The 11,429-nt window shown below is 53.5% G+C and carries 15 protein-coding genes; 6 read left to right on the forward strand and 9 right to left on the reverse strand.

Annotated features, from left to right (window positions below):
• Positions 1–374 (forward strand): RidA family protein (locus tag N554_RS0117375; protein ID WP_029584623.1); only part of this gene is annotated, 374 nt, incomplete at its 5' end.
• Positions 375–744: 370 nt separating this feature from the next.
• Here the strand turns inward: N554_RS0117375 and N554_RS35990 are convergent.
• From N554_RS35990 to N554_RS0117400, 6 genes are all read right to left on the reverse strand, one after another.
• Positions 745–1,347 (reverse strand): FkbM family methyltransferase, encoded by a 603-nt coding sequence (locus tag N554_RS35990; protein ID WP_371259495.1) that lies wholly within the window; start codon positions 1,345–1,347, stop codon positions 745–747.
• A gap of 514 nt (positions 1,348–1,861) precedes the next feature.
• Positions 1,862–2,203, reverse strand: a complete 342-nt coding sequence (locus tag N554_RS43040) for a ubiquitination-like system serine protease family protein (RefSeq protein ID WP_371259496.1) — start codon at positions 2,201–2,203, stop codon at positions 1,862–1,864.
• Complete coding sequence (locus N554_RS0117385; protein WP_029584624.1) at positions 2,200–3,621, reverse strand: ThiF family adenylyltransferase; 1,422 nt, start codon at positions 3,619–3,621, stop codon at positions 2,200–2,202. The genes N554_RS43040 and N554_RS0117385 overlap by 4 nt, the downstream gene beginning before the upstream one ends.
• Positions 3,618–4,130, reverse strand: coding sequence for a Mov34/MPN/PAD-1 family protein (locus N554_RS43045; protein WP_036053468.1), 513 nt, complete (start codon positions 4,128–4,130; stop codon positions 3,618–3,620). Before N554_RS43045 ends, N554_RS0117385 begins: the two co-directional genes overlap by 4 nt.
• Entirely contained in the window at positions 4,127–4,642 is a 516-nt protein-coding gene (locus N554_RS0117395) for a hypothetical protein (protein WP_029584626.1), read from the reverse strand. Before N554_RS0117395 ends, N554_RS43045 begins: the two co-directional genes overlap by 4 nt.
• Before the next feature lie 2 nt (positions 4,643–4,644).
• Positions 4,645–4,956 (reverse strand): hypothetical protein, encoded by a 312-nt coding sequence (locus N554_RS0117400; RefSeq protein WP_156041963.1) that lies wholly within the window; start codon positions 4,954–4,956, stop codon positions 4,645–4,647.
• Between the two features lie 140 nt (positions 4,957–5,096).
• On the opposite strand from N554_RS0117400, the gene N554_RS0117405 reads away from it, so the two are divergent.
• The 3 genes from N554_RS0117405 to N554_RS0117415 all read left to right on the forward strand — a co-directional run bounded on the left by N554_RS0117405 (position 5,097) and on the right by N554_RS0117415 (position 7,203).
• Positions 5,097–5,417: a helix-turn-helix domain-containing protein gene (locus N554_RS0117405; RefSeq protein WP_029584628.1), complete on the forward strand. Its 321-nt coding sequence runs from the start codon at positions 5,097–5,099 to the stop codon at positions 5,415–5,417.
• A complete protein-coding gene (locus N554_RS0117410) occupies positions 5,399–6,316 on the forward strand; it encodes an ImmA/IrrE family metallo-endopeptidase (protein WP_081851299.1) in 918 nt (305 codons plus the stop codon). Before N554_RS0117405 ends, N554_RS0117410 begins: the two co-directional genes overlap by 19 nt.
• A 149-nt stretch (positions 6,317–6,465) precedes the next feature.
• Complete coding sequence (locus tag N554_RS0117415) at positions 6,466–7,203, forward strand: recombinase family protein (protein ID WP_245283637.1); 738 nt, start codon at positions 6,466–6,468, stop codon at positions 7,201–7,203.
• A 25-nt stretch (positions 7,204–7,228) separates the two neighbouring features.
• Here the strand turns inward: N554_RS0117415 and N554_RS37395 are convergent, their stop codons facing one another.
• The 3 genes from N554_RS37395 to N554_RS0117430 form a co-directional block, all read right to left on the reverse strand.
• Entirely contained in the window at positions 7,229–7,924 is a 696-nt protein-coding gene (locus N554_RS37395; protein ID WP_051677541.1) for a DUF3800 domain-containing protein, read from the reverse strand.
• Positions 7,925–7,987: 63 nt separating this feature from the next.
• A complete protein-coding gene (locus N554_RS0117425) occupies positions 7,988–8,563 on the reverse strand; it encodes a hypothetical protein (protein ID WP_029584632.1) in 576 nt (191 codons plus the stop codon).
• Between the two features lie 213 nt (positions 8,564–8,776).
• Positions 8,777–9,616: an HNH endonuclease gene (locus N554_RS0117430; protein ID WP_029584633.1), complete on the reverse strand. Its 840-nt coding sequence runs from the start codon at positions 9,614–9,616 to the stop codon at positions 8,777–8,779.
• A 414-nt stretch (positions 9,617–10,030) separates the two neighbouring features.
• Between N554_RS0117430 and N554_RS0117435 the strand changes: the two genes are divergently transcribed.
• Together N554_RS0117435 and N554_RS0117440 are read left to right on the forward strand one after the other, a co-directional pair.
• The gene (locus N554_RS0117435; protein WP_029584634.1) at positions 10,031–10,687 is read left to right on the forward strand and encodes a hypothetical protein; all 657 of its coding nucleotides are present in this window, start codon (positions 10,031–10,033) and stop codon (positions 10,685–10,687) included.
• A gap of 189 nt (positions 10,688–10,876) precedes the next feature.
• Positions 10,877–11,383, forward strand: a complete 507-nt coding sequence (locus tag N554_RS0117440; RefSeq protein ID WP_245283638.1) for an SAM-dependent methyltransferase — start codon at positions 10,877–10,879, stop codon at positions 11,381–11,383.
• Positions 11,384–11,429: the final 46 nt, after the last annotated feature.

Consider the following 11,429-nt stretch of genomic DNA (forward strand, 5'->3'; position numbering starts at 1 on the left):
AGGTCGGCAATCTTTTGTTTATGTCGGGCGTTGGCCCCCGAAATACCGACGGCAAGGTGATCATCGGAAAGGTTGGAACCGAGCTTACAACTGAGCAGGGATATCAAGCCGCTCGGCTAGTCGGTTTGGTCATGTTAGCTAACGTTCGCCAGACCCTCGGCAGCCTCGATCGAGTGAAAAGGGTTGTGCGAGTCCAGGGCATGGTAAACGCAACACCCGACTTCAAAGAGCAAGCGAAAGTCGTGGATGGTTTTTCCGATCTAATGGTCGAAGTCTTCGGCGACCAGGGCAAAGGCGCGCGACTAGCGCCAGGAATGGGGTCCTTGCCCTTCCAAGTTGCAGTGATATGTGAGGCAATTTTCGAAGTCGAATGACTGCGGCTTGGCCATTTTGCGGCGCGACAGCGACCGTTCGTCAGAAGGCGCGATTTCCGGTACGGGGGCCAAACTGAGAAGAACTCAGTACGAGCATATGTTTTCCGCTTCGCCCTCGAATTCGGACATTGCTCGATGCAGTCGGCACTTCGCATTTGTGCCAAACCCGGAAGTCGCCGATCACCAAGCATATCCACTCAATATGTAGTATCACTCGTGCCGCGCGTTTTTGCGAAAGATGAAATTGTTGCAGTAGTCCTTGCTCATCCAGAACCATTCTCCGTCCTGGTGCTGATGAACGGCGGCATCGAACCTGGAGATCGGCAGAACCTGATTGCCGCAAACGAAGCTTCCTTCATAGCCGAGGCTCTCAAGATAAGAAAATACGTCCTGCACATTGCCAGGCGCGAGATGCCGGTTTTCGCACTCGAAAAACGAGCAATGGCGCGTACTGCCGCAAAATCCGCTCCGCGCCCTTGAAAACCCCGAACTCAGCGCCCTCCACATCGATCTTGAGAAGCGTGACCTTGTCGCTCACGTCGAAATAATCGTCCAACGCGATCGTCGGCACAGACAGAGTTGTGAAGCTTTCTCCCTCCATGGCCCGGTGATGGAGGGACGCGCCGGGTTGATGGCCTTTTGGCAGAAATAGGTCCTGATCGCCAGAATGCGAATAGACGGCTTTAGCTTCTACCTTCACGTTGCCAAGCCCCAGCACGCGGCAGATGTTCGTTAGATAGCGGGCCAAGTCCGGCTGTGGCTCGAATGCGACCACCCGGCCATCGTGGGCCCACCACGACAGCCAATTGATGAAGCTGCCTTTGTTGGCGCCGATGTCACACGCGATATCGCTTGGCCGCAGGTGCTGCCTGATAACGTCGAACTCAGCCTTTTGATCGCGAAACCGCGCCTTCAGCGCTCGAACCCGAAACCTGATACTCTCGGTCGTAAACCAAGCTTGGAAAATGGACACCGGTTAGCATTCCCCTTGCGCATTTTTGCCCCCCGCCTTTGCGACTCCGAGGCTCGGACGACATCCTCTTTCAAGCCGCAGGGTGTATCAAGAGATATGCAAGAGCTGCATCTTGTGGATGTCCGGAGTGGGTCAAACTGAGAAGAACTCAATGTGAGCAAATGTCTTCCGAGTTACCCTTGAAAGCGGACATCGCTTAATACAGTCGGCATGTCTCAAGTGTAGGTGGTCTAGCGGACGTCAGGACGATCAACCACGAAGTCCGCTCCTACTCGGAAGGCGGACAAAGGGTCTCGCGGACTTGGCGCTGGGAATCGCCTCCAAGAGACTGCTGGTGCGATGGATGCGGAGCGGAGCTTCTGCCGTCAAACATAAACGCTGGTTTATGGTTTAAGCGCTGAATAGTCTTACCGGTTCAATAGGTCCATTCAGCAGCCTATTCCTAGATGGCTTAAAGATTTCTATTGCGCATTTGGCACCCTAGGGGGACGAGCTATCATCGCGGAAGACGAACCTAAACCCAAATGATGCGGTTCTCGCGGACGAAGAAGTGACTCCCACACTTATTGATTGGCATAAGGAGTGAGGGCGTGAGTGTCGCCTTTCCTGCGGTTAGCGCCAGACTCCAACTTGTTCGACTTGGAATTCCGATCTTAGCATTGGTTCGTTCGCCACATCCGCACGGGCAATTCAAAACTGCCCACTGGACCGGGCTCACCCCGACAAGATAGAGCTTCCTGCCGAGATCGGGTGGCAACTCGCCTCTGCTCGCCACGAATGCTATACCATCAAGGCGTCGCTGCCGGCGTAACGCCTGCCACAATCGTCCAATTTGTTTGAGAATAGTTTGCATCATGTGATGGTTCTTGAAGGCGATGAAGGTTCGTCTGCCACGTCTGAGCTGCGCCAAGTATTTTTATATCCAATAGCGACATATTTAGATGAGCAATTGCACCCAGGGTCCTTTGCCCTCGCTTTTTCCTTTGCGGCACCGGTCAGAACTTGCATTCGGACGGTATTTTGAATCCGGCCAATGTTTAGTTCTGGGATTATCTCCTTCAATAATTCGCCACCGAGAAGAACGCCGGCGCAAGCCGATACGAAACTAATGGAAGGATCAACTGGCACCTCAAAGGCGCGCTGCGCGCCTTCGGTCGCAATTGCACAGCCCACTTCGGGGTCTTTGGCTTGGTAACATAAGCCGCAAGACAGGCCGTCGTCGAGAACGTGTCGAGAGACTGACAACAAGAAATCCCCGGTGCCAGCAGTCAGAAGTACCTTCGGAAGCCGGTCGTATTGTACTGCCTCACGGGCCGAGTATTTGTCGACGCACGACACGACCCTTTCGAAATTTAATGCATCGCTATACTCTGGCGCGTGAACGAACGCCTGCCATTTCAAATCGTGTGTTTTGAGCGCCAGGCGAGCGGTATCAAGCCGTTCTTCGATAATCTTGGTTTTACGAGAGTTAACATCTTCCAAAATCGTGAGCACGCACCGGTTCATGTTGGTGTCGTCCAGAGCGTCATCTTCCACGACGTGAAGACCGCTTCCCGAGCTGATGGCCGGAGTGCTGTTCAAAAGCAGCAACAGGGCCATCCCTACCGCTCCGCAACCCGCGATGTAAGTCTCTGGAAGATGAATTGACGCCGGTAGTACTGGGTTTGAGGAGAGATCAGCCGAGTAATCGAACGCGGAGAGCACAATCCGGGTTTGCTCCCTTTTATCGCTGAGCGGATAGAGTGCCTTGTATATCTCGGCCGTGCCGAGGCACGCAGCGACCATCGGTCCGATGGGATTAGATACGCTCGCAAGACCTCGCCACGATTCGTCGTTCACGAAGGCCAACCAGCCCTGGCCAGCAACGGCCGTTCCCGGCGGATGGCGCGGGTCCCACGCTCCAACGTGAATCCAGATCCAGTCGGGACCATCGTTTGGCGGAAGCCCCTCTCCAATCGTGAACGCGTCTTCATTGAGTTGTTCGAGAAAGCGCAGCGATGCTGCACGCAAGCCTTCCGATGCATTCGGAAAGAAAACATGCGAGAGACGAGGAACATCGCTGTCGACAACGATGCGGATATGACGGATCCCTTTATATAGTCGCGCAATGAGATTGAGCAGGGTCGCCCATGTGACCTGCCCGCTGAACGTTCGGATGAAATTGGGATCGGCGACGATCACAACGCCAGCATCAGGCAATTGGCTACCGAACGCTGATTGATGCCTTTTGTGTAGCCGCTCGTGGCGATCAGCAAGCTTGTTGATGTCGATCATGATCTTAAGGCGAACGGGAGTGCATCGGGCACAATGATGAGCCGGTTCCAGTCTTTGGAGGACCACCGCTCCCATTGACCGGTTTCGTTTCGCTCAACTATGCAGAACCGATTTTGCTCGATCCAGCGGGCATTGCCGTAGTCGGGAACGATCATGTTGAGAGCGCCGGGCCTGCTGTTGAGCGCGTGCTCCTCATCCTCTACGGAGAAGAACGCTCGCGTGGGATGACTGTGAATTTGCACGAGCAACAGGAGCCCGTGTGGTCGTACGGCTCGCCGCACGTCCCGCATCGATTCCGCAGGAATATCATACGTTGTGGCATCGCTCTTTTGGGTGGGGCACACGCATGTTGTGACAAGGCAGCTTTGGCTGTCCAGTACGAAACCATACCACAAGAGACAACCTTCGACGCGAAGAGTACGAAAAGGGTCAAGCAGTTCGCGAGAACGCTCCAGAACTCCCGGTGTAACCAGGAGACGGCCGATACACTGCGGGAGTTCGGTAATCATTGTTTTCTGAAGCCTTTGTAGTGGACGCTACTCAAGGCTCGTTGCACCATGTTCACAACACTGGCGACAGTGTGCTTTTGCGGGTCCCATTTCTTGGGATCCGATTGCTCGGGCGCTGCATGCGTTTGCTTAAATTCCTGCGTCCACTGAAAACACAGATACGATTTCGACGGATCGCCCGTGTTGATCTGGATATTAATCCACGGATTACCGTCCACGTTCGGCCACCAGCGTTCAAAATCTCCGCTCGACCCTATCTCGCGTGTGGCCGGGTTAACGAAGATCACGCCGGGCTGCTCTCGCGGGTAATAGTCAAATGAGAGGCGCAGCATGTATTCATGCCGCACCTCTTTGTCGGTGGCGTTCGGCGGAGCGCAACGTAGCCGGACGTGGCACAGACCGGTTTCCCAATTTATGTCCACCTCCCAGCCGTTTCGCTCTGCGTAAAATCCGTCCCGCAGCACTGGGAGATGATCGTCAAGCGCAGCGTTGGCGATCGCTCCGAGGGCCATGGCTATGCACCCGACGTGGGCGGAATCGCCTCGAACACGAGCTCCTTGCCCAATTGCTCGATCAAGGATTTCACGGTCTCGCCGAACCGGGAGCGGGGAAAATCCTTTCCGTTCACTTCAAAGGTATCCTGGTCCGACTGTTGCTGGTGGAAGCGCTTGAAAACCAAGTCGAAGACTTGGCCAGCCGTCTCCTCCACCCCAACCTCGGCTTCCTTGCTTTCACCGGTGCCGCCCCAAACGAGGGTTACTTTTAGGTGCTTTTTGTCATCTTTCTCGTGCTCGGGCGGTGCAATGTCGCCTTCCGTCATACTCATATGTTTCAGTCCTTCCGTACGGAGGATCCATATTGGAGCGTTCGGCATACCGAACATTGTGTACGCTTGTCAAGGTCAAAACCGTTCGGTATATACCGAACGAGACAAATGCTTCAAATAGCTCAAGAATCGCACGATTTATGCCGGCCACTCTCCGCGACAAACTCAAAAAGCTTCGAACGGAAAAAGGATATTCACTGGACGAGCTGGCCAAGCTGTCCGGCTCAAGTAAGAGTTACCTATGGGAGTTAGAGAATCGCGAGCACAGCAAACCCTCGGCGGAAAAGCTGAGCGATATTGCCCGGGTTCTGTCGGTGACTACCGAGTACCTTCTCGACGATAAGGCCGAGTTCGATGACTCTCAGCTTAAAGAGGCGTTCTTCCGCAAATTTAATCGTCTAGAAGACGACGAGAAAAACAAGATCGTCCAAATGATCGAGCTATGGGGCAAGAAAAAATAAAACGACCATCAACTCCCGAAGGCTGGGCCGCCCGTGTGTCGGCGGTGGTCAAGGCCGCGCGCGAAATACAAAAGCTTCCGCGCTTTCCTATCGATGTAGCTGCCATCGCGCAGGACTACTCGCGAAACGTATTCCCCGACTCACCTATCACGCTCGTAGAAGGAGAGAAACTCGGAACCAAGTTCGAGGGTGCCCTTGTGCCAAATCCGACGAACAACGGGGAGTGGGGCATCTTCTATAATTCATCTATTAAGTCTAAAGGCCGAATCAACTTCACGCTCGGGCATGAACTCGGTCACTACCTGCTTCATCGCGAGAATAGTAGCAACCCGATTTTCTGCTCGCGACGCGACATGTGGGCCTGGGATTCAGAATATGGCAAGATAGAAGCAGAGGCGAACCGGTTCGCTTCTCAGCTCTTGATGCCGCCCGACGATTTCCGAGTGCAGACTTCCGAGTTCCGACGTCCGACTTTGGCGCAGTTCGAACCTTTGCGTGATCGCTACGAGGTTTCGCTAACAGCAGCCGTACTTAAATGGCTTGAGATTACTACGCGACGCGCCATGATCGTTGTCAGCAAGGACGGATTTATTGACTGGTCATGGAGCAGCCCACCGCTGTTGAAGTCGGGTGTCTACTTCAAGGCGAGACAGCAAACCATTCCCCTTCCCGCCGCCTCGCTTGCAGCGCTAGGGCCAAAGGCTGCTACGTCTGAGTTTTTGCATCCAGCAGGCGTATGGAACGGACGCGAGCCAGTCTTTGAATCTGTGATTTTTGCTGAATACCATGACATGGCTATCTCGTTGCTGGTTTATCCGGCAGAGGGGCCGAACCGCTGGTCCAACGAATTGGATGAAGAACCCGCGCTCGAAGACACCTTCGAGAGGTTTCAGCGCTGACCAAGGCTCACCGTTGTTGGACGAGAGTAGTTGCGGAGTCTCGCTAGGACCTATTGTTCCGGCTAAATACATTGCGCACATTACCCGTGTAATGCAGCGAACTGTAAAGCTGTCGGCTTCGAGAGACATACACGTGACGATGCCGTTGAGTGGATCCTGACAACCTGTTGTGCTTCACGTCAAGCTGTTGGACCTTCTTCAGCAGCATGTCCTTATTCGTCGCCTACTACAGAGTGTCCACGGAGCGCCAGGGAAAGTCCGGCCTTGGTCTTGCTGCGCAAAAATGGAGGATCAAGGAATTTTTGACACCCGTGGACCAGTTGATCGGCGAGTTCTGCGACGTTCAATCAGGGAGAGACGATTCCCGCGTTGAACTTCAGCGGGCCATCCAGATGGCTAAGCGCGAAGACGCAAGAATTGTGATTGCGCGCCTTGACCGCTTCTCCCGGCGGGTCAGTTTCATTGCCAATATACTGGAGCAGGGTATCGGCCTAGTCTGCGCTGAAATGCCCAACGCGACAGACTTCCAGCTGCACATCTTCGCTGCGCTCGCCCAGGAAGAGCGCCGGCTGATTTCCGAACGGACGAAGGCAGCTTTGGCTGAGGCGAAACGACGAGGCGTAATTCTTGGCGCAAACGGACAAAATTTGGCCGCAAAGAATCGCAAGGCAGCCGACGAATTCGCAGCTATGCTCAGGACGAAATTGGATGCGGATTTAATGCGGCGATCTTGTAGCGAGATCGCGAGACATTTAAACGATGCGGGGATCATGACGGTTACAGGTAGAAGATTCTATCCTCAGACGGTCAAGAACTACCTGAAGCGACTCCACGCTATTTCTCCATCTCCTACAAAAGGCAACCTCTTGCCGGGGACGACAAGCTAGTCCCCAATCCCATTCTGGCGGTTGATTATGTGTTGGGCCAATATTTATAGCGCTGGGGAAATAAATTGATTTCCTTGACAGCGCCGTCCACCAACCTTGCCATTGGTCCTTTTCGCAGTCCCCATCGATGAACAACCAACCAGGCGTAAGCATCCGCCAGCTGTATCAAACGAGAGTAGTGTGACTTGCAAAAGTGCACTGTGTCGACCACCGTCTTAATCTCAATTCCGTGGGCCCAAGGCGTTCCCTTAGCTCGATATTGAGAGAAGTCTCTCACCATGTTTCGCGCCTGCTCGTCGTCTTGATCTCCTATTAATACGCACGGCTTATCCCACACGCACATCTGCACACGCTCTACAAAATGCGCGAACGCAAATTCTGGCGCCTGATCCTGGTTGAAGATTTTCGACGTATTGATCGCTGCATAGACTTTGCTGATGTAGACGTTATCCCCGATGATCTTTGCAAGCTTGCCTAGGATCTCTGCCCGCTCAGCCATTGTCTTACCGCTGAAGTTACCACGACCTCGATAGATGTGATCGGCATGAAATTCAGTAGCCAGGGTTAGTTCTCGCGTTCCGAAGAGCTCATGAGAAAGCGCGGTCAATTGACCTTCTATCAGTCCAATCTGATCCATCGGAATAATCAAGCCGGCGACGAGGTAGTTGTCTCGCCCCTGAGGTCTATCTGCTTTGACCTCGTCGAAATAGCCAACGTACATTTCAGAATTTCCTGGATAGAGTGGAGCTACCAGAGAAAAACAATTGGGGCTCGACGAGAGCTCTCAGGACGGTCTCATTGCCAGTCGCCCTTGAGCCGTTTTCAGAACCTCCAACAGCAGGCGGCTCTGTGCAATAAGCTCAAATGTCTCACCCGGCGTCAAACTTTCCTGGGCTGCGTGTGTAGCGGACTTTGTAGCCTTTCGCAGACGTTGAAATAGCGAGACTACACTCTCCGAAATAAGATCCCGTCCTTTGAGATATCCAAGGACTTCATTGAGATTCCGATGTGGCTTGTTGTCGGGTAATTGAGACCGTATCACTAACAGAAGCGCTTCGACTTCCTTAAATGACTGCAGCACAGCCATGGCTGGAGAAGCACGTGCCAGCTCAACCGTCGCATGGTCCAGCTGAGTAGCGCTGCTCGGTAAGGCACTCTGTTCGGATTGAACGATCTCCGCTTCGTCACGGGCCTTATCAATTTGATCCGCAAGCTCCAGTTGGAGGCTCCCTGCACCAATCTTTTTGAACCGCGCGAAGAGGATACGAATTTGATTCCGAAAAACGACAATCATTATCACTGCGACCACCGGCCACGCTAACGAGGTCGTCATACTCGCGACAAACGCTTTCCAATCCATCTAGATTTCCTTGGATGTTCAATTTGCTCTTAGTGATCGCTGCTCGATCTGATGAAGGTAAAAATCCTATGCACCCGGAAACCTATAGTCGATCGCTATATCTTCACCGTCATGCGCGGACACTAATTCGCCCGACGCGGCTATTGAGCCTGATCGCTTGCAGTGGAAATGGGACGATCAATGTTCCATAACCAAAATGCACGAACCGCGACGTTATGCGGATTCAGCCACGGGCTCATCTTCAAATTTTGGTTCGATCGTAACCATGCTTGTCAGAAGCATGGCGTTATAGCTCGTCCCGTCACTGCCGGCATGGACACGGCGATGGCAATTCGGACATAGCGCAATCACAAACGCTGGATCGTCAGGTCCACCGTCGCTCACGCGTCGGATGTGATGAGGTTCGAGGTAAGGCGAACCGTCCTTCCGGAAGAAAGGGGCCGCAGTCTTGCACCCTTCGCAACATCCTTTTGCGCGCCCTAGGACATATGCCCTGACGTCTTCACTGCGCAGATAAACGTTCCGAAACCCAGCAACCCGCTCCGGTGGAAATATCCCTGCTGCCGAGTAAGCCCGTCGCCGAAGTTCGTCTAAGTTTGTCGCGGGTACGTCGTCTTCGGTTGACTCCACGGTCTCCACAATGGCTGACAACGGTCGAAGTTCAAAAACAATTGCATCGCGTTCGTTACCGTGACTATCCGGTGCCCGCTCGATGTGATGGGTTTCATATACCATCTCATCCTCGAAAATTAGGCCCTCGCGTGCCTTGCGAAATAGAAGTAGGCTCTTGCCCTCAGCCGAATGGGTGGCGACCGCTTTGTTGCCTTTCTGCAATGACATGTTGCCAGTTTGACCTTCGCCGAAATACTCAAACACCCCATCGGGCCTCTGTCGGTCCGCATAGCCGTGCGAGAGTCCCTCTTCGCCGGTAATGATGAGGACGAGTGGATACTGCTTGGGCGTGATGATCCCGCCCTGTTGTTGACCCTCAAATCGGTTGTGAATGTCGGCCCGTCGATTGTAGACGCGACCTCTCTCGAATCCCCAGCTCATTGGCGCCCCCAGTTCCCACAGGTCGCCAATCTGCTAGCGGATGACCGTTTTGTCGAGAGACAGATCAAAAAATCATGAACGGAAATTCTCGCCCAAATGTAAGGTGTTTAGCCCCAGCAAAAATCGCGGAGCTGCCAACGAGTCTACAGCATCACTCAGAACGAAGTTGGATGCGGATTTGACGCGTCGATCTTACAAGCGAGATTGCGAGACATTAAGCGATGCGGGAATTTGCGACAGCGACGGGCAGGAAGTTCTACCGCAGACGGTCAAAACATCATCTCCAGTTTGGAGTGCTATAGCCTCACAAGCGCTCACGCACGGTGCGCTCCATTAACCATTTCCTAACAATCGCGACGAAGCGCAACCTAAAGGTGATAAACGTGGGAGAATTGCAATAATTGATGATTAGCCATGCCCTATATCGACCGCGTCAAACCGATCGTCGACCAAACTATTTCGACCTTGGCATCGGCCCGCTTTGTCGTCGATCCCATCGCGGGCGAGAAATATTCTCGACTGACTAGCATCATCAGTTCGGCGTACAAGCGGCACGGAACGATTCTCGAGTTTGCCCTGCGAGAAAGCCTTCGTGAGAGCAATCGACATCGCGTCTGGAGGGAGGACACCTTCAGGGTTTCCCGTGCAGCAGATCAGATAATTGGTCAGCAAACGGCAGCAGCATACGATTCAACGCTCCTTCCGTATGGCGAGAGCACTCGCACGCTGCAAATCGATATGATGGTATTTGATAGTGCTGACCAGACACTGCGTGCATACGAGATCAAGCGCGGAAACGGGCAGTTTGATGCCGGAAAGATTCGGTCCATAAAGCGAGACTTGATCGTGACGCAGATGCTGCTCAAGAGCTACGGCGCAACGGCCAACGTTGCGGCCGAAAAGGCTGAGGCGCGTATCATTTTCTATTATGGCCGGCGATCGATACCCAGGCCTTATTCCCTCATTGGATCGGAGCTTAACGAACACTTCGGCTTTCCGGTCTACGATCTGGTTGAAGAGGCAAATGCATACTTCAAGGTCCAACTGTACGATTTGCTAGCTCGTATCTAGCGCGCGCGAGGAATTCAGATGCAAAATCGCTCACATGCAGTGATGGCTCAGCGCATCGAGGCTCCGGATAGTCCGGATGATTTCCCCACGCCGCCTTGGGCGACGCGTGGCTTTATGGAGCATGTTATTCCTGAGTGCGGACCTTTCTCAGAGATGAGTTGCCTAGAACCGGCCTGCGGAGCTGGGCACATGGCTAAAGTACTGAAAGAGTATTTCGGTGAAGTTCGGGCTTCCGATGCCTTCCAGTACGGGTACGGTGCAGTCCGCAATTATCTTGACGTTCCTTACGAAGCAAACGCGGTCGACTGGGTCATCACTAATCCGCCCTTTCGATTAGCTGAAGATTTCGTTCAGCGATCGTTGTTGGTTGCGAGGCGAGGCGTAGCCATTCTGGCACGCACAGTTTTCATCGAAAGCGTCGGCCGATATCGCAACATCTTTGAGAAGAATCCCCCCACCAAATTTGCTCAGTACACCGAGCGCGTTCCGATGTTGCGCGGTAGACTCGATCGGAAGGCTTCGACGGCGACGGGTTACGCTTGGTTGGTCTGGGAAAAAACTGCGGCCAGCTCGACTCGTCTCATGTGGGTGCCTCCGTGCCGTAAGGCTTTGGAGCGCGATAACGACTATCTCACCTCTGCTTTACCCACCCCACCCGGCAGGATCTCCACTGGGAAAATTTCACGCAAAAAGTGACCCGTTTGGGATTCTTTATATCCCGAATATTTAGCTTGGACCGCCA

This window comes from Bradyrhizobium sp. URHD0069, from assembly GCF_000701345.1.
Lineage (GTDB): Bacteria > Pseudomonadota > Alphaproteobacteria > Rhizobiales > Xanthobacteraceae > Bradyrhizobium.